12 protein-coding genes are annotated in these 19,301 nt (G+C 42.6%); 11 read left to right on the plus strand and 1 reads right to left on the minus strand.

Going from position 1 to position 19,301, the window contains the following annotated elements:
• Positions 1-72 precede the first annotated feature (72 nt).
• Both ALKIM_RS0114225 and ALKIM_RS0114230 read left to right on the plus strand, forming a co-directional pair.
• Entirely contained in the window at positions 73-3,879 is a 3,807-nt protein-coding gene (locus ALKIM_RS0114225) for a glycoside hydrolase family 3 C-terminal domain-containing protein (RefSeq protein ID WP_044117983.1), read from the plus strand.
• A 119-nt stretch (positions 3,880-3,998) separates the two neighbouring features.
• Positions 3,999-5,027, plus strand: coding sequence for an alpha/beta hydrolase (locus ALKIM_RS0114230; RefSeq protein ID WP_026475228.1), 1,029 nt, complete (start codon positions 3,999-4,001; stop codon positions 5,025-5,027).
• Between the two features lie 275 nt (positions 5,028-5,302).
• Here ALKIM_RS0114230 and ALKIM_RS19940 read toward each other — a convergent pair whose 3' ends face one another.
• Positions 5,303-5,443 (minus strand): hypothetical protein, encoded by a 141-nt coding sequence (locus tag ALKIM_RS19940; RefSeq protein WP_157363922.1) that lies wholly within the window; start codon positions 5,441-5,443, stop codon positions 5,303-5,305.
• 353 nt (positions 5,444-5,796) lie between these two features.
• Here ALKIM_RS19940 and ALKIM_RS0114235 point away from each other — a divergent pair, with 353 nt between their 5' ends.
• The 9 genes from ALKIM_RS0114235 to ALKIM_RS0114275 all read left to right on the plus strand — a co-directional run bounded on the left by ALKIM_RS0114235 (position 5,797) and on the right by ALKIM_RS0114275 (position 19,266).
• Positions 5,797-6,798, plus strand: coding sequence for a LacI family DNA-binding transcriptional regulator (locus tag ALKIM_RS0114235; RefSeq protein WP_026475229.1), 1,002 nt, complete (start codon positions 5,797-5,799; stop codon positions 6,796-6,798).
• A gap of 10 nt (positions 6,799-6,808) precedes the next feature.
• Positions 6,809-7,246 carry an L-fucose mutarotase gene (fucU, locus tag ALKIM_RS0114240; RefSeq protein ID WP_026475230.1) on the plus strand — a complete coding sequence of 146 codons (438 nt, stop codon included), beginning with the start codon at positions 6,809-6,811 and terminating at the stop codon, positions 7,244-7,246.
• Positions 7,247-7,262: 16 nt separating this feature from the next.
• The gene (locus ALKIM_RS0114245; RefSeq protein ID WP_026475231.1) at positions 7,263-9,743 is read left to right on the plus strand and encodes a glycoside hydrolase family 95 protein; all 2,481 of its coding nucleotides are present in this window, start codon (positions 7,263-7,265) and stop codon (positions 9,741-9,743) included.
• A gap of 20 nt (positions 9,744-9,763) precedes the next feature.
• A complete protein-coding gene (gene fucP / locus ALKIM_RS18695; protein ID WP_044117986.1) occupies positions 9,764-11,062 on the plus strand; it encodes an L-fucose:H+ symporter permease in 1,299 nt (432 codons plus the stop codon).
• 2 nt (positions 11,063-11,064) lie between these two features.
• Entirely contained in the window at positions 11,065-12,090 is a 1,026-nt protein-coding gene (locus tag ALKIM_RS0114255; protein WP_044117987.1) for an aldo/keto reductase, read from the plus strand.
• A 25-nt stretch (positions 12,091-12,115) separates the two neighbouring features.
• Complete coding sequence (locus tag ALKIM_RS0114260) at positions 12,116-13,180, plus strand: zinc-dependent alcohol dehydrogenase family protein (protein WP_026475233.1); 1,065 nt, start codon at positions 12,116-12,118, stop codon at positions 13,178-13,180.
• Positions 13,181-13,257: 77 nt separating this feature from the next.
• Entirely contained in the window at positions 13,258-14,634 is a 1,377-nt protein-coding gene (locus ALKIM_RS0114265) for a glycoside hydrolase family 43 protein (protein ID WP_026475234.1), read from the plus strand.
• Between the two features lie 18 nt (positions 14,635-14,652).
• Complete coding sequence (locus ALKIM_RS0114270; protein ID WP_026475235.1) at positions 14,653-17,835, plus strand: glycoside hydrolase family 2; 3,183 nt, start codon at positions 14,653-14,655, stop codon at positions 17,833-17,835.
• 60 nt (positions 17,836-17,895) lie between these two features.
• Positions 17,896-19,266 (plus strand): glycoside hydrolase family 43 protein, encoded by a 1,371-nt coding sequence (locus ALKIM_RS0114275; RefSeq protein WP_026475236.1) that lies wholly within the window; start codon positions 17,896-17,898, stop codon positions 19,264-19,266.
• Positions 19,267-19,301: the final 35 nt, after the last annotated feature.

Below are 19,301 nucleotides of genomic sequence, written 5' to 3' on the forward strand. Positions count from 1 at the left end.
TCTATCAGAAAATCTTCGTTTATCATCCGCAAGTTTTTGTGCATCATTTAATTATTCAAAAAAAGTAAGCAAATGCAAAAAAGATTATTCCTTATCGGCTTGTCGGTTTTTATTGCTGTTGGCCTCATAGCCTTTATGCCGACTTCGTATGATTTTAATAAGCCAATTTACCTTAATACGTCCTATTCTTTTGAAGAACGGGCTGCTGATTTAGTTTCTCGTCTTACTCTCGAGGAAAAACAAAGTTTACTCGGAAATACAATGGCGCCAATTCCTCGCCTGGGAATAAACAAGTACGATGTATGGGGAGAAGCTCTGCATGGTGTTATGGGACGAAACAATAACAGCGGAATGACCGCCACTTCGTTTCCAAATAGTAACGCTATTGGCAGCACTTGGGATCCTGATTTAATTAGAAGAGAAGCTGAGGTAATAGCCGATGAAGCACGCGGGTTTAACCACGATCTTATTTTTACTTTAACATATTGGTCGCCTGTAATTGAGCCTGCTCGCGATCCGAGGTGGGGACGCACGGCTGAAACCTTTGGCGAAGATCCATTTCATGTGTCGCAAATCGGTAGTGCTTTTGTAAGAGGAATGATGGGCGATGATAATAGATATCTTAAAACTGTTCCTTGTGGAAAGCATTATATCGCAAATAATACCGAATTTAACAGACATACCGGTAGCTCCGATATGGATGACAGAGACATGCGAGAGTTTTATTTAAGACCATACAAGGCTCTTATTCAAAACGATAATCTTCCTTCAATAATGACTGCATATAATGCCGTGAACGGCGTTCCTGTTTCTGCCAGCAAATTCTTGGTCGATACCATTGCCCGAAGAACATACGGTATGAAGGGATATGTAACGGGCGACTGTGGAGCTATTACTGATATTATTACCGGACATAAATATGCTAAGGATGGTCCCGAAGCAACAGCCATGGGATTAATTACCGGTGTTGATTCCGATTGTGGTGGAGAATATCAGAACCACGCACTTACTGCTCTGAAACTAGGATTAATAACCCAAGCTGATATTGACCGTGCTTTAATTAACATGTTTACTATCAGAATGCGTTTAGGTGAGTTCGACCCTGCACGTAAGGTGCCTTTTGCAGGTATTAAACCTTCGGTAATTAACGACCCTTCGCATAATGCTTTAGCTTTAGAAATTGCCACAAAGACGCCGGTGCTTCTTAAAAATGATGTGGTTACATCAATGGGGGCAAAGGCGCTTCCCATACAACCATGTAATATTCGAAAAATTGCCGTTTTAGGTCCTCAGGCCAACAAAATTGAGTTGGGCGATTATTCCGGCCCGGTAGAAGATTACTATGTAAGCACTCCCTTACAAGGAATAATTAATTATGTAGATGATAATAATTTGGGCATTGAAGTGGTGCATGGTGGAGGAGGTAATATTGATCGTAGAAACGATTTTTATTCATTATCAGCCTTTTCAACAATATCTACTAAGGGCGAAGTAAATCAATACGATGCTACTAAGTTTGATGAGTCGGCTAGTGGTATTATTGCTTCGGAACGGTTTGGAACTAATGCTTTAAGAGGTATTAAGGATGGCGACTGGACTGCATATCACAATATTGATGTAACAGAACTGGATTCAATTAGGTTTAACCTCAATGTTGCGTTAAGTGGTGGCTCAATAGAGGTGAGAGTAAATTCACCTACGGGTAACATTATTGCATCGCAAAAAGTTGAAAGTGCATCAACAGGTGGTTTTTTTGGAAGCAGAGTTGCTGTTACGTCAAAAATAAACACTCTAGGTATTGCCGGTCCTCAAAATCTTTATTTTGTTTTCCGCGAGCCACAACCTGAGTCAACCGATCAGGCTACTCTCGATTTGGCTGCTTCTGCCGATGTTGCTATTATTTTTGTTGGTACTGATCAAACTACCGGAAGGGAAGAGTCCGACAGATTTTCTCTTGCTTTGCCCGGAAACCAGATGAACCTTATTCAATCTGTGGCAGCAGTTAATCCCAATACAATTGTAGTTATGCAAACCATGGGAATGGTTGAAGTTGAAGAGATAAAGCACAATCCAAATATTCCGGCAATTATTTATGTTGGTTATAATGGACAGGCTCAGGGAGCTGCCATGGCTAAGGTGTTGTTTGGTGAAGTTAACCCCGGTGGCAAATCTACTGTTACATGGTATAAATCGGCTGATGATTTGCCGGATTTTAACGATTATACCTTACGTGGCGGCGATGATAAAAACGGACGTACTTATTGGTATTTCGATAAGGATGTGTCATACGAGTTTGGGTTTGGATTATCGTACACTACTTTTGAGTATAGTAATTTCAGAATTAATAAAAGCAAAATAACTCCTAACGAAACGGTTACAGTTAGTGTTGATGTTAAGAATTCAGGATATGTTGATGGCGATGAGGTTGTTCAAATCTATGTAACTACGCCTGATAGCCATGCATCGTTGCAACGACCCATTAAACGCCTTAAAGGTTTCGAAAGGGTTACAATTCCTGCCGGGCAGATTAAAACAGTATCGATAGAAATTAATTGCGCCGACCTTTGGTTTTGGGATGAAGTGAATAACAAACTGGCTTTTGATAAAGGCAGATATGTTTTTGAAATTGGAGCTTCATCGCGTGACATTAAAGGAACCGTTGAAGCTGTTATGAGCGGTGAGTTTAATGCTGAGTTAAAAACTGTAGTTGCCACCTCAAACAAAATAGTTCTTCAACCGGGTGAGAATGCAACCACAAGTTTTACGGCTTCTCTTTCCGACGATAGTTTTATTGACAATAAAGAATCAACGGTGGAATATAAAAGTAACAATCCGGCTGTTGTAAGTGTTGATGCTTTTGGTAGAATTAAGGCTCTTAAACCCGGTGTGGCTACTGTTTTTGTGAATGTAACTTATAAAGGAAAAACTGTTACCGATAGTTTTCCGATAAAAGTTATGCCAAATCTTGCACCTGCTGCTATTAGAATTAACGGCAAGTCGATAAAGGGATTTAATGCCAACACTAAGGCTTATAGTTATTTAATGAAAAGCAATGCAAAAGTTCCCGTTATTCAAGCATCTGCAGTTAGTAAGGATGTAACTGTTGAAATTACACAAGCCACAAGTATCCCGGGAACTGCAATTGTTAACTTTGTAGATTACAACACTTTTGAGAAGAATACATTCTATATAAATTTTGATGTAGCTTCTGTAAGTGATGAGTTTAATGGTGCTCAACCGGGTAAACAATGGCAATGGGTAAGAGAGAATAAAGCTAATCATAGCCTTACATCGGCACCGGGTTCTCTTACTATAACAGCCGAAAAGGGAGATATCTCGGAGGGTAGTAACAACGCCCGTAACTTGTTGTTGCAAAGTGCAAATAACGATTGGACAATCGAAACAAAGCTTGTGGCGTCAAGAACTCCATCTCAACCCGAAAATGCTGGGCTTATTGCTTATCAGGACGACGATAATTTTGTGAAGCTTATGTTCAGGGCAGTTATTAAAACTTCACGACAAAGAGGCGTTCAGCCCGGCACTATCGACTTGCTTTTCGAAGAAAATGGTATTGCTAAATCTATTGCATCCTTTAATTTGCCAGAGGAAATAATAGGAGACAACAGTCTGGTGTTACGCCTTTCAAAAGAGGGAAGCACCTATGCAGCCTATTATTCGGTTGATGGTAAGAATTTCGGGAAATTGGGTGAGTCTGATATTTTATTGAAGGATATTAAAGTGGGACTTATGGCTTGTGACGGTATTATTACCCAAAGTATGACCAGTACTTTTTGGTTCGATTCTGATACCACAAAACCGGATACTCCTTTTGATGTTTCGTTCGATTATTTCCGAATTCAAAACAGGGGTATTAAGTAGTATCTCTTTAAGGACATGACAATTAGTATGTAAGTTTTTTATTATGTTGTTAAGGCTTAATTCTTGTTTGCTTAAATGGTTGAATTATAGGTTTGTAGAATTATTGAGTTTTAAAACCGATGAAGCAAGCTTTGGTGAATATTTTGACAAACAAGGGTATGACGAGTTATTTAATTTTGATTGATGGACATTTTCTAAGTAATTTTAATTTACAATCCTCTAAAATTCTAATAATGAAACAGATGTTTTTTGTTGTTTTATCATTCTTATGCTTGCAGGTTTCTGCCCAGGAATTCTCTAACGCTTGGAAAGATGTTAATTATGCAAATGACACTATAAGTTATCATAATATGGATATTTATCTGCCTAAAATAAAGAAAGATAAGTATCCTGTGGTAGTTTATATTTATGGAAGTGCCTGGCTTTCCAATCGTTCCAAAGGAGACGATTTGGGAACTATCGGTGCTGCCTTGCTAGATGCCGGTTTTGCAGTGGTTATGCCAAATCATCGTGCAAGTTATAATGCTCTTTTTCCGGCTCAGGTGCATGATATTAAAGCTGTTGTACGATTTCTGAGGGCTAACGCTGACGATTATAGTATCGATACCAACTTTATTGGTGTTAGTGGTAGTTCTTCGGGAGGTAATTTAGCAGCCATGATGGGGGTTACAGGAGGTGTTACTGATTTTTCGATAGACGACGCTAATGCTAATCTTGAAGGCAATGTTGGAGCATACGCTGGTTACAGCAGTTCGGTAGATGCTGTTGTTGCATGGTTTCCGCCTACAAATATGCTAATAATGAATTCTTGTGGCGGTACCGATATGAATCACGATGATGTTAAGTCGCCGGCTTCGCTATATATTGGTGGTGCAATTCAGGAAAACAAAGCAAAAACTCTTCTGGCTAGTCCTACATCATATGTAAGCTCGAGCAATCCGCCTTTCTTAATTTTTCATGGTAACAAGGATAGAGTTGTACCTCATTGTCAAAGTGAAATTCTTTATGAGGCTTTAAAGAAGGCAGATGTTGATGTGGAATTTGTTTTGGTTGAGGGCGGAGGACATGGCCCCGGTGTGCATGTGAAAGAGAATATTGATAAAATGGTGGAGTTTTTCAATGACAAATTTAAGTCGTTAAACAAATAGGGGTTCAATTACATTGATGTACAGAGAAAATTATGGATAATCATAAAAAGTAAGTGTCCGTGCCGTTTGAGCACTTAAAACGAAGTGTGGATATTTTTCGGACAATAGAAAAGATATATGAATTTTCAATTTGGGCGTAAAGATTCATGGTTTACGCCCAAATTTCTTTCGCTTCATATTGCGTGAAGTGTTCAGATTTAGTTTTTAACTCTATGCAATTTGTAGATTATGAAGTTAGTATTGAGATGCATTGGATTATCGCTTCGTAAATTTTTCTAAAAACGGATGATGGGTTTCACATTCAGATTATCAACCGGACGCTCATACACGAGGGCGCTTTTGGAAACGGCTTTTATTGTCGTTCTGTTATTGATTTGGAAGCGCCCATAAACAGTCCATACGAATACCTTAATCATGCCATCTTTATCGGCCCCCTTGGATTCCCTGATTTGAAACCGGGAGATGAGCCTTATGTGATTATTTGGGTTTATAAATTGTTGTGACAATTGTTGGTTTTAGATACCAAATTGTACGATATTATGCAATGGTAATATTATGCGTTTGTAACAGAGATGTATAGTTGTCTCACACTCAAAAATAAATGTTAAATATTTCACTCTGTAAGGTTCCGTTTTTAAGATTTATTAGCCGAATTATCCAAAATTAGAAACGGATTACCTAGAATTGAAAATCAAATACACTTAGCCTTTGTAAGTTTGTAACTAGTTCACATTTTTTAGTAGTTATTTACGCACACGTGTGCAAAACAATGAAGCGAGTTACAATAAAAGATATTGCCCACAACCTTGGGTTGCACCACTCAACAGTTTCAAGAGCTTTGCGATTTAGTTCGGAGGTGAATGCTGAAACAAGAGAGCGGGTGATAAACTATGCCCAAAGCAAAGGTTATCAGATAAACCGTAATGCGTTACTTCTTCGGGGTGTCAGGAGCAATATCATTGGCGTAATTGTCCCGAATATCCACCATAACTTCTTTTCAAATTTTGTAAGTATTGTCACACGACTGGCTTTTGAGTCCGGATTCATCGTTGCCATCTTTCAATCAGAGGAGTCTCTGGTTCAGGAAATCGAAATTGTAAATTCAATCATACAGCAGAATCTGGCAGGCGTAATTTTTTCCCATTCGATGGAGACTGAAGAAGTATCTCATTTCAATAAGCTGGATCAGTATAAGATTCCAATCGTTTGTTTCGACAGGGTAACCAAATCCTTAAATAAATCAGCTGTTGTGTTGAATAATGAGGCAACCCTAAGAAATGTGGTGAGAAAGTTGAGCGCAATGGGTTATTCAAAAATTGCCTATCTGTCAGGCGCTTCTTCGATTCAACTTTTTCGGGAGCGACAAAATGGGTATATTGGTGGATTAGAGGAGATTAATGCTTCATACAGCAACTGTGTTGCATTAGCTGGAGCCTTCACCATTCAAAAAGGACAGGAATTGATAAAGGAGTTATGGATGCATGATGAGAAGCCGGATGCACTGATTTTTGATTCTCACTTTTTGGCGATAGGTGCCTTGAGCTATCTAAAGAAAAACCATCCTGGCTGTACGGATAACTTAGGTATAGCAAGTTTTGGCGGAGATCCATGTCTCTCGCTCTATGCCGAAAACACAATAATTATTAAGCAGCCCGAAAAGCAAATGGCTGAGGCCGCGCTCGATTTGTTATTGTCAGCAATTGATAATCCTGCTGCCGACAAGGTTGAAATCATCGAGTTTCAAGCCGAGATAATTGATAATAAACTTTAAATCAGGTCTTATGTTAAAAGGAATCTCTCCCATTATTAGTCCCGACTTACTCCAGATTTTGGCACGTATGGGGCATGGCGATGAAATTGTGTTTGCTGATGCCCATTTCCCCGGAGAATCATTCAATAGCCGTATTCTGCGTGCCGACGGAATAAGAATTCCCGACTTGCTTGAGGCTGTTTTGCCTCTCTTCGAACTCGATAGTTATGTTCCAAATCCATTAATCATGATGGCTGCGGTGGAAGGTGACGTACTCGACCCGGCTGTTGAGCAGCAATATCTGAAGGCCGTGCAAATATCGAACCCCAATATTTCAAGCGTTAAACGTATTGAGCGGTTTGCGTTTTATGAACGCACACGCAGCGCATTTGCAGTTGTTATGACCGGGGAAACGGCAAAGTATGGAAATATTATTTTGAAAAAAGGAGTAACTCCAACAGGACGATAATTTTAAAATCAAAATTATGATTAAGCAGCTTATTAGTTTGGTGTTGTTGTGGTTGATGATTGGTTCATGCAGCAGCAACCCAAAGAACGCAGACCTGAAATTATGGTATTCTGCTCCCGCCCAGAAATGGGAAGAGGCACTCCCGGTAGGCAATGGACGGCTTGGAGCTATGGTTTTTGGAAATCCCATTAGCGAACTGATTCAGCTAAATGAAAATACCATCTGGGCCGGAAGTCCCAATAGAAATGACAACCCCAATGCACTTGAAGCCTTGCAAAAGGTACGGCAACTGATTTTTGATGGGCGATACATCGAAGCACAGGATTTGGCCAATGCCTCAATTATCTCAAAATCATCGCATGGAATGCCTTATCAGACTGCAGGTAACTTGCGGTTTAATTTTGAGGGGCACGAGGGCTATTCAAAATTTTACCGGGAACTCGATATTGAACGTGCAATTGCAACCACACGCTATAAAGTGAATGGAGTTACCTACACTCGTGAGGTTTTTTCTTCGTTTACCGATGAGGTTACAGTTATCAGACTAACAGCTGATAAACCCGGTGCCATAACTTTTACCTCACAGATGGATCGGCCGGGAAATGTGGTGCTTGATGTGGTTGGTAACGATGTGTTACGCATGAGAGGTGTTACCAGCAACCATGAATCGGTGGAAGGCAAAGTGGAGTTTGTGGTACTTGGTAAAATAATGAATGAAGGAGGTGTGCTTACTGCCGCAAAAAACCAGATAAAGGTTGAGAATGCCAACAGTGTCACTGTTCTGGTTTCAATAGGCACCAATTTTATTAATTATACCGATATAAGCGGGAATGCCCAGCAGGTTGCTGAGAATTATCTGAACAAAGCCATAGTAAAAAATTATGACCAGATGCTACAGTCGCATGTGGCTCATTATCAAAGTTTCTTTAATCGCGTTTCGTTACATCTTGGTCAAACCGACTCAATTCAGAATACAACGGATGTGAGAATTGAACAGTTTAGCAAAGGCAATGATCCTTCGCTGGCTGCAATGTACTTCCAATTTGGGCGCTACTTGCTAATCACCTCTTCGCAACCGGGTACGCAAGCCGCCAACTTACAGGGAATCTGGAACGATCAGCTATATCCGGCATGGGATAGTAAATACACACTCAATATAAATGCTGAGATGAACTACTGGCCTGCCGAACCAACCAACTTGCCGGAGTTGCACGAGCCATTTATCCAGATGATCAGAGAGCTTTCTGAGGCCGGATGCGAAACTGCCAGAACAATGTATGGCGCCAACGGCTGGGTAACGCATCACAATACCGACATCTGGCGAATTACCGGTGCCGTGGATGGTTCATACTGGGGCATGTGGCCAATGGGCGGTGTCTGGCTTAGCCAGCATCTGTTCGATAAGTATGAGTACAGCGGCGATACCGAATATCTGAGGTCAGTTTACGACATATTAAGAGGAGCGGCTGAGTTTTGTGTCGATTTCATGGTAGAAGAGCCTGAAAACGGTTGGATGGTTGTGGTTCCTTCAAACTCACCTGAAAACTCGCCTTCAATTCATTATCAGTCTTCCATAGCGGCAGGTACCACCATCGACAATCAACTGGTCTTTGATCTGTTTACAAAAACCATTAGGGCTGCCCAAATTCTGGATATTGACGAAGAACTGGTTCCAGAGATGAAAAGAATACTTGAGTTGCTGCCTCCCATGCAAATTGGCAAGCATGGTCAGCTGCAGGAATGGATGCACGATTGGGATAGCCCCAATGACAAGCACAGACACGTTTCGCATCTGTATGGGCTATTTCCTTCCAATCAAATTTCTCCCTTTCAATCACCTGAACTGGCTGATGCTTCGCGCACCACATTGATTCACCGGGGCGACCCATCCACAGGCTGGTCAATCAACTGGAAAATCAACTTGTGGGCTCGTTTGCTCGATGGCAACCATGCTTATAACCTGATGCGTGAACAGATTAAGCTTGTAGGTCGAAATACAGATGCCAGAGCACACTCTGAGTTGGGTGGTACCTATCCAAATATGTTTGATGCCCATCCGCCATTTCAAATCGACGGGAATTTTGGTTTTACATCGGGATTAACAGAAATGTTGATGCAAAGTCATGATGGGGCACTACATCTTTTACCGGCACTGCCAGATGTATGGCCCACTGGCAGAGTCACCGGCCTGAGAGCTCGCGGCGGTTTTGAAATAGTAGAGATGGAATGGAAGAATAATAAAGTGACGAAGTTGGTTGTTAAATCGTCGCTTGGCGGAAACTTACGATTAAGAGCCGGCAATGAGCTTAAGATAAAGGGTAGGGGGAAAATGGCTGTTGCAGAGGGAAATAACAGCAATCCGTTTTATCAGTTGCCTGAGATTAAGCAACCAATTATTTCCACATCGGCCAACCTGAATGAGTTTGTTCTGCCTAATGTTTTTATGTACGATGTTCAAACTGAAGCAGGAGGGGTCTACACCGTTGTTGCCAAATAACGGGATTAATACTTAAAGCTATGTTAAAGCCAAAACTTGTAGAAAAGAAGTATCTGCTCCCATTCATCATTGTGACCAGTTTGTTCGCACTGTGGGGATTTGCCAATGATATTACCAACCCATTGGTTGCTGCTTTTAGCACCATAATGGAAATTCCCAATGCCAAAGCTGCTCTGATTCAGTTTGCATTTTATGGTGGGTATGCTACCATGGCCATTCCGGCTGCTTTATTTGTGCGCAAGTACAGTTATAAAAAAGCAATTATTCTCGGATTGGCGCTTTATGCTACAGGTGCTTTGCTTTTTATCCCGGCGGCACAGTTCGAGTTGTTTGGCTTTTTTCTGGCATCGCTTTATATCCTGACGTTTGGACTGGCTTTTTTGGAGACCACAGCCAATCCTTACATCCTTTCGATGGGTGATGAGAAGTCCTCAACCCGCAGGTTAAATCTGGCACAATCGTTCAACCCATTAGGCTCAATACTTGGCATGTTTGTGGCTTCAAATGTCATTTTAGCATCATTGCAGTCCGAACTGCGCGACAGTTCAGGAAACCTGATTTTTGAAACCCTCAGCTTTGCCGAGAAGGCTGCCATCCGAACCCACGATCTTGCTGTAATTCGCAATCCTTACGTGGCATTGGGACTGGTGGTGATTGCTATGATAGTTGTTTTTGTTATCGCAAACATGCCAAATACCCGCAACGAAAACCCCAACGCATCGGTGAAAGCAGCCTTTAAGCGACTGTTCAAAAACACCATTTACCGTCAGGGAGTAATCGCTCAGGTGTTTTACGTAGGCGTTCAAATCATGTGCTGGACATTCATTATTCATTATGCCGAGAATCTGGGGTTGTCAAAAGCAACCGCGCAGCGATACAACATGGTAGCAATGTCACTTTTTATTGCCTTCAGGTTCTTTAGCACATTTCTGATGCGCTACTTTAACTCCCGCAAATTACTCATGGCTTTTGCAATAGGCGGTGTTATTGCCATTTCAGGAACAATCTTCATTCAGGGAATGGGCGGTTTGTATTGCCTTATTGCTACTTCCGCGTTTATGTCGCTCATGTTTCCTACCATTTACGGAATTTCCCTCGAAGGTATTGGTGAGGATGCCACACTTGGCGCAGCCGGATTGGTTATGGCCATTGTTGGCGGAGCGCTTATGCCTCCACTACAGGGCTATATAATGGATTTTGAATATATAATCGGCTTTTCTGCTGTAAATCTTTCATTCATTCTTCCTCTGGTCTGCTTTATCGTCATCGCCCGATTTGGTTATGTGACTGCAAAGGCAGAAAAACAAACATCTGTTTAATCATGGAATCTAATAATGACAAATATTTAAATGGGAATAAAATTCCTAAAATCACTCTTAACAATGGAACCAATATTCCAGTTTTGGGTCTTGGTACTTTTGGTTCTGACAATTATAGTGCGCAACAAATAGCTGATGCTGTTGATTTTGCAATCAGAAACGGCTATAGGCACATCGACTGTGCATCGGTTTATATGAACGAAGCCGAAATTGGAAGCGTCATTTCAGGGCTGATAAAGGAAGGGGTTGTAAAACGTGAAGAACTCTGGATTACATCTAAAGTTTGGAACGATGCGCATGGAGCAGGTGAGGTCATTGATTCGTGCAAAAAATCACTCAAAAACCTAAAGCTTGACTACCTCGACTTATTCCTCATACATTGGCCTTTCCCGAATTACCATGCTCCCGGATGCGATGGTGATGCACGAAACCCAAACTCCCGGCCTTATAACCATGATGCGTATATGATGGCCTGGCGACAAATGGAGGCTTTGGTAGATATGGGTCTGGTAAAATCCATTGGCACATCAAACATGACCATCCCAAAAATGGAACTTCTTTTAAGAGATGCCAGAATTAAACCGGTGGTAAATGAAATGGAGCTTCATCCCCATTTTCAGCAGCCGGAGTTGTTTGATTTTCTGGTTGAAAGAGGCATTCAGCCCATTGGCTATTCGCCCATCGGCTCACCCAAACGGCCAGAGCGTGACAGAACGTCTGACGACACAGTGGATATAGAGGACCCGGTAATAGTATCAATAGCAGAAAGATTGCATTTACATCCTGCTGAGGTATGTATTAAATGGGGCGTGCAAAGAGGTGAAGTAGTCATACCTTTTTCGGTATCACCAACCAAAATAGTAAACAATCTCAAAGCTGTCACAAGTAACGCCATCACCCATGAAGAGATGCAGCAAATTGCCGGTATCGATAAAAATTGTCGACTGATTAAAGGTCAGGTGTTTTTATGGGAAGGTGCAAAAAGCTGGGAGGATTTATGGGATTTAAATGGTGAAATAACTTGTTAATCAATTATTAAAGTCAAAGAGTATTATGAATACAATAATGAAAGCAGCATATCTTCCTGGGAATAGCACCGTTGATTTTAAAGAAGTTACAATACCTCAACCCGGACCCGGCGAAGTGCTTATCAGGATGAAGGCTTCTACTATTTGTGGCAGCGATATACGTGCCATTTACCGCGAACATCTGGGAAAAGGACCAGAGGCTTATCAGAATAAAATTGCCGGCCATGAGCCAAGCGGACAAATTGTGCAGTGCGGGCCCAAAACCAAAAGGTTTAAGGAGGGCGACAGGGTGGTGGTGTACCATATTTCGGGCTGTGGTGTTTGCAACGATTGCCGCAGAGGTTACATGATTTCGTGTACCAGTCCTTCGCGTGCAGCTTATGGCTGGCAGCGCGATGGGGGCATGGCGCCATACATGCTAGCCGAAGAGAAGGATTGTGTATTGCTGCCCGACGAACTCACTTACGTTGACGGCGCGCAGATTGCGTGCGGATTTGGTACGGTTTACGAAGGTCTGGAGAAGATAGGTATTTCAGGTAACGATGCAGTGTTGGTTGTGGGCTTGGGGCCTGTTGGACTGGCTGCGCTTATGCTTGCAAAAGCCCTTGGTGCAACGCACCTCGTTGGTGTTGACACCGTGAAAGAACGCTGTGATTTGGCGCTGAAACTCGGCCTGGCCAATGAGGTTTTTGTATCGGGTTCCGACACTTTAGAGCAGGTGGTGGCCACTACCTATCAAAAACAGGGATTTGAGAAAACGGTTGATTGCTCCGGCAATACCCATGGCCGTCAGCTCTGCATCAGGGCTACACGCAAGTGGGGTAAAATGGTGATGATTGGCGAAGGGGGTACTGTGGAATTTAACCCAAGCCCCGACATCATTCACGACCAGATAACCATATATGGCTCATGGGTTACAAATATCTGGAGGATGGAAGAATTGGTTGAGCGCCTTGTTAGGTGGGGCATTCATCCTGAAGATTTGGTTACGCATCGGTTTACCATCGACAAGGTTGATGAAGCCTATGAACTGATGAATGAAGGTAAGTGCGGAAAAGTAGCTGTGGTGTTTGATGAGGAGATAAAGTAGGTGTTAGAGTATCTCCATGTTGGTAAGTAGGGTAAGCGATTTCTAATTTTTTAAATGAGTCATTAATTCTTATTGTCATGCATATATTCAAACTGTTTAGCACCTGGGTAGCTGTTCTTTTAGTTCTTAGTAATATGGCTGGGATTAATTGCAATGCTCAAAAGCCAATCATCCAAACCAAATACACCGCCGACCCGGCACCTATGGTTTACAACGACACCGTGTTTCTATATACCGGGCACGACGAGGACGATGCCATGGGTTTTAAAATGTTTAATTGGTTGCTATATTCATCAACCGACATGGTAAATTGGACCGACCATGGTGTGGTTGCATCGTTAGATAATTTTGACTGGGTACCTTATAATAATGGTGCATGGGCACCTCATTGCATCGAGCGCAATGGCAAGTTTTACTTCTATTGTCCCATCCCAAATGGAATTGGAATAGGGGTTTTGGTGGCCGATAGTCCTTATGGACCGTTTAAGGATCCGCTCGGCAAACCTTTGATTCAAAACAGCCATCATGACATTGACCCGGCTATATTTATCGATGACGACGGGCAGGCGTACTTATACTGGGGCAATCCGAAAGTCTATTATGTGAAGCTTAACGAGGATATGATTTCATATTCTGGGGAAATTATGGTTGAAGAAACAACACCTGCGAACTATCAGGAAGGCCCTTGGGTGTGGAAGCGCAACGAACATTATTACCTGGCTTATGCCTCTACCTGTTGTCCCGAAGGGATTGGTTACGCCATGAGTAGTTCGCCCACCGGACCATGGGAGTATAAGGGAATGATAATGGATGCTACTGAACTTAGTCGGGGAAATCATCCCGGAATAATAGAGTTTAAAGGGAAATGGTACTGTTTTGGTCATACATACGATTTGCTTAAACTAACCACTACCAAGTTTTATGAGCGCCGTTCGGTGATGATGGATGAGATGATTTATAACCCCGACGGAACCATACAAAACCGTCCCTACTGGACGATAGATGGTGCGCAACAAGTGGGAGCCCTGAATCCTTTTGTACGTGTGGAGGCAGAAACGATGGCCTGGAGCGAAGGTGTTAAAACCAGATTTGAAACCGAATGGGAAGGCGATTTTGATTGGGCAAGAGGCGCGAAAATCGCCGACAGGAGGTTTGTAACATCCATAAACAATGGAGATTACATTATGGTAAAAGGTGCCGATTTTTCAAATGGCGCAAAATCGGTCGAGGTAAGTGTAGCCTCGCTTTACGGTGGGAAAATCGAAATTAGAATCGATAAAATAGATGGGCCAATCATTGCCACTGTCGATGTAAATACATCGCGCGAAGGCGGTATATGGAGAACTTTTACTGCACCTGTAAATAAGAAAGCAAAGGGCGTACGCGATGTGTACTTTGTTTTTAAAGGCGAAAAAGACCTTTTCGATTTTGATTGGTGGAAATTCAATAAATAACACATTACAAAATATATTATGAAGAGATTAATGTTACTGTTTCTGGGAGTTCTGTTATTTACAGGTATAAACGCTCAAGACCGCCCGCCTCACCCCGAGCTGGAAAATCCGGCTATTCAGGGAATCAACAAGGAGGATGCGCGTGCCTATTTTGTGAGCTACGAAAGCAGGGAAGCCGCGTTAAAAAATGACAAACATAAATCTACCCGATTCATTGGGTTAAACGGAACCTGGAAATTCAACTTTGTAACAGGGGTGTCGAACCGCATCAGTAATTTTGCCGATACAGGCCTCGACATTTCAGGTTGGGTTGAGATTGAGGTGCCTTCAAATATGGAGATGAAGGGTTACGGTTATCCAATTTATACAAATGTGCAGTATGAGTTTTACCCACATTGGAATTTTAATCCTCCGTATGTTAACGATTTAGAAAAGAACAACATCGGTTACTACCGTCGCGACTTTGATATTCCAAGCGACTGGGATGGAAAGCAGGTGTTTGTGTTTTTCGGGTCAATAAAATCGGTTGGTTTTGTGTGGGTTAACGGTCAAAGGGTTGGCATGAGCAAAGACAGTAAAACGCCACAGGAGTTCGACATCACAAAGTACATTAAGCCCGGCAAAAACTCCATCGCTGTTGAGGTGTTCCGCTGGAGCGATGCAGCATACCTCGAGTGCCAGGATTTTTGGCGATTGAGTGGTATTCCGCGTGAGGTGTATGTTTATGCCCAGCCAAAAGTGCGCTTGCGCGATTTTTACGCCAAAGCCAGGCTCGACGAGAGTTATGTAAACGGCGTTTTCGACCTCGATGTGGAGCTTAAAAACCATACCGGCAAAACTGCCAAAAGTGAATTCAGTTACGAAATAATCGACAATGCCGGGAAAACACTGCACTCTGATGCCAAAACCATCTCTATAAACGATACAATTGGAGTTTTAAATTTTAAAGCACAATTGCCGTCCGTAGCGATATGGAGTGCTGAAACCCCCAACCTTTACACCCTATTGCTTACCATAAAAGATGATAAAGGAAATATCTCTGAGTCAACGTCAGTAAAGATTGGTTTTCGCACCAGCGAAATAAAAAATGGCCTCTATTTGGTGAATGGTAAGCCGGTATTGCTTAAAGGTGTTAACCTGCATGAGTTTCACGAAACTACCGGTCAGGTGGTGAACGAGGCCGATGTGATGCTCGATTTGCAACGTATGAAGGAGCTTAATGTGAATGCCATACGCTTAAGTCATTACCCGCAACCTGAGTTTTTCTATGCTCTTGCCGATAAATATGGATTTTATGTGGTTGATGAGGCCAATGTGGAATCACACGGTATGGGGTACGACAGGTCGGTAGGTAAAAGTTTGGGAAACAATCTGGAATGGACTGAGGCGCACTTATTCAGAACACGCAACATGTTCGAGCGTACCAAGAATCATGCATCGGTGGTTATTTGGTCGCTTGGCAACGAAGCGGGCAACGGGTACAATTTCTATCAAACCTATCTATTTCTGAAAAGTCGCGACAATATGCGTCCGGTTCAGTATGAGCAATCTGGTCGCGAATGGAATACCGACATTGTGGCTCCCATGTATGCAAAGCCCGAACACATAGAGCACTACGCTAAAACTTATACCGACAGACCGCTTATTCTTTGTGAATACTCACATGCCATGGGCAACAGTATGGGTAACCTTAAAGATTACTGGGTGATTATCGAAAAGTATCCGCAACTTCAGGGTGGTTTTATTTGGGACTGGGTTGACCAGGGACTTGCTGTTGAAGATGAAAATGGAAAATATTGGGCTTATGGTGGTGATTTTGGTCCAGAAGGAACGCCTTCGGATGGTAATTTTATCATCAATGGCGTGGTGTTCCCAGATAGAAGCCTAAAACCTCACAGTCTTGAAGTGAAGCATGTGTATCAAAACATTGGTTTTGAGCCTGAGAATATAGAGAACGGATTGGTTAAAATCACCAACAAGTTTTTCTTTACAAACCTTCAGAAGTACGCTTTCAGTTATGAGATTACGGCAAATGGCAGGGTTGTTAAGTCAGGTAAGTTGCCTGAGATGAACATTGCCCCTCAGCAATCAAAAACGGTGAAGGTTGATTTAAAAGGCATAAAAGCCAGACCGGGAGTTGAGTATTTTGTAACCATATCGGCCAAAACCAAAAAAGCTGAGAACTTATTGCCGGCAGGATGGGAGATAGCTTCGCAGCAAATTAAGCTGCCATTCGAAGCGCCCAAACCCCAGTTTGATTTGTCAAAATCGGGTAATGTCTCTTTTACCGAAGGAGCTTCAATCGACATCACCGGTAACGGTTTTTCGTTGGCCATCGACTCCAAAACAGGAATCATAACATCCTACAAAAGTAATGGCAAGGAGCTTTTGCTTAACGAATTTGGCCCCCGTCCTGCTTTTTGGCGCGCTACAACCGACAACGATTACGGATGGCGCATGCAGCGTAGAAGCCGTCTGTGGAAAGAGGCATCGGAGAACACACCTGCTCCCGAAAGCGTGAAAACAAGCCGTATAGGAAATGCTGTTCAGGTTGAGGTGGTTTATAAGCTCGATTCTCTGCAATCCACATGGACTACTCTTTATACCATTATGGGAAATGGCAATGTGAAAGTCGATAATGAGCTGGTTACATCGGGCGACGACATGCCGGTTATTCCCCGGATGGGCATGAAAATGCAGTTGCCAGTTGAACTTTCGCAAGTTGAGTATTTTGGACGCGGACCATGGGAGAACTACTCCGACCGCAACTCGTCAACTTTTGTAGGGCGTTATAAAACAACCGTGGCCGATATGTATGTGCCGTATATCCGTCCGCAGGAAAATGGTCACCGTACCGATGTGCGCTGGTTGGCTTTATCTGCAAATAATGGCAGCGGATTGTTGGTTGTTGCCGACTCATTAATTGAGTTTAACGCGCTTCATAATCCCATTGAAGATTTTGATGCAGGTCCGGAGAAAGATAAAAACCTGAGACACACCTACGATATTAAACCTCAAAACCTGGTTGAATTGCATATCGATTACCGCATGATTGGGGTTAGTGGTGACGACAGTTGGGGTTCTCTGCCACACGAACCATATCTTCTAAGACCAAGTGCTAAAGGGCATAAGTACAGTTTTACATTGGTTCCGTTTAATTCTCAAAGGGAGATGGATGCTATGATTGGCTATAGGTATTGATAATTAGTTATTTATGTGTATGATGGAATTATTATGAATTATAAAATTAATAATAGAGTGATGAATTTTAAAAAGTTTAGTTTTTTATCATTGAGTTTGCTTGGAGCATTTAATTTGTTTGCTCAAAACCCAATTTTCCAGACCATGTTCACCGCCGATCCGGCACCTATGGTTTATAACGATACGTTGTTTGTTTATACCACCCATGATGAGCAAACCACGTCTAATTTCTTCACCATGCACGACTGGCAGTTGTTTTCGACTGTTGACATGGTTAACTGGACTGCCCACGGAACGGTGGCTTCATTGGGAGATTTTAAGTGGTCGGAAGTGAAAAATGGAGCTTGGGCACCACAGTGTATAGAGCGTAATGGTAAGTTTTATTTCTACTGTCCTATCCATGGCGATGGTGTGGGTGTGTTGGTTGCCGACTCGCCTTACGGTCCTTTTAAAGACCCCATTGGCCGTCGCCTTGTTGAAGGCCCCAGAGTTTGGGACGATATCGACCCTACAGTTTTTATAGATGATGACGGACAGGCTTACCTCTACTGGGGAAACCCGGGGTTGCACTATGCTAAGCTTAACGAGGATATGATTTCAATAGATACATCCATTGGAAACATTGGTGTGGTTTCATTGGACATGACGCCCGAAGCATTTGGCAAACGTGAAGTGGAACACGAAAGATACAAAACCAATTATGAAGAAGCGCCATGGCTTTATAAGCGTGGCGATTTGTATTACATGCTATTTGCTGCAATTGGCATTCCTGAGTATATTGCTTATTCAACCGCACCTACAGCAACAGGTCCATGGACTTACCGTGGTGTAATTATGGGTCGCCATCCGGATTTGGCTTTTACCAACCACCCGGGCGTGGTGGATTATAAGGGAAACTCATATTTTTTCTATCACAACCAAGGGTTACCCGGAGGAGGTGGTTTTAACCGTTCGGTATGCGTCGAGCAGTTTAACTACAACGCCGATGGCTCAATTCCTGAAATCATCCCAACCAAAGAAGGCATTGTAAATGGCGTGGCCAAATTGAATCCGTTTATTCGTGTGGAGGCTGAAACAATAGCCTGGTCCGAGGGGGTTAAAATTGGCCGCGACTCTGAAGCAGGCATTTATGTGACCAATATCAGCAATGGAGATTACATTAAAGTAAGAGACGTCGATTTTGGTAAAGGAGCCAAGCGATTTCAGGCTTCGGTGGCATCGGCAACCCAAGGTGGGCAAATTGAGATTCGCCTGGGTGGCGTGAATGGCACCTTGGTAGGCGTATGCAATGTTGGTAATACCGGTGGGGCGCAAAAATGGGACGTGAAATCAGCTAAAATTAAAAAGGCGAAAGGTGTTCACGACCTCTATTTTGTGTTTAAAGGCGCCGAGGGCGAGTTGTTCAATTTCGATTGGTGGAAATTCTTATAGTAGTAACTAAATATTTGATATGTAGATTAATATTA

The organism is Alkaliflexus imshenetskii DSM 15055 (assembly GCF_000517065.1).
Lineage (GTDB): Bacteria > Bacteroidota > Bacteroidia > Bacteroidales > Marinilabiliaceae > Alkaliflexus > Alkaliflexus imshenetskii.

Coding starts and splice junctions, on each gene's coding strand:
- ALKIM_RS0114225 (WP_044117983.1), top strand. CDS start 73: ATGCAAAAAAGATTATTCCTTATCGGCTTGTCGGTTTTTATTGCTGTT.
- ALKIM_RS0114230 (WP_026475228.1), top strand. CDS start 3,999: ATGAAGCAAGCTTTGGTGAATATTTTGACAAACAAGGGTATGACGAGT.
- ALKIM_RS19940 (WP_157363922.1), bottom strand. CDS start 5,443: ATGATTAAGGTATTCGTATGGACTGTTTATGGGCGCTTCCAAATCAAT.
- ALKIM_RS0114235 (WP_026475229.1), top strand. CDS start 5,797: ATGAAGCGAGTTACAATAAAAGATATTGCCCACAACCTTGGGTTGCAC.
- fucU (WP_026475230.1), top strand. CDS start 6,809: ATGTTAAAAGGAATCTCTCCCATTATTAGTCCCGACTTACTCCAGATT.
- ALKIM_RS0114245 (WP_026475231.1), top strand. CDS start 7,263: ATGATTAAGCAGCTTATTAGTTTGGTGTTGTTGTGGTTGATGATTGGT.
- fucP (WP_044117986.1), top strand. CDS start 9,764: ATGTTAAAGCCAAAACTTGTAGAAAAGAAGTATCTGCTCCCATTCATC.
- ALKIM_RS0114255 (WP_044117987.1), top strand. CDS start 11,065: ATGGAATCTAATAATGACAAATATTTAAATGGGAATAAAATTCCTAAA.
- ALKIM_RS0114260 (WP_026475233.1), top strand. CDS start 12,116: ATGAATACAATAATGAAAGCAGCATATCTTCCTGGGAATAGCACCGTT.
- ALKIM_RS0114265 (WP_026475234.1), top strand. CDS start 13,258: ATGCATATATTCAAACTGTTTAGCACCTGGGTAGCTGTTCTTTTAGTT.
- ALKIM_RS0114270 (WP_026475235.1), top strand. CDS start 14,653: ATGAAGAGATTAATGTTACTGTTTCTGGGAGTTCTGTTATTTACAGGT.
- ALKIM_RS0114275 (WP_026475236.1), top strand. CDS start 17,896: ATGAATTTTAAAAAGTTTAGTTTTTTATCATTGAGTTTGCTTGGAGCA.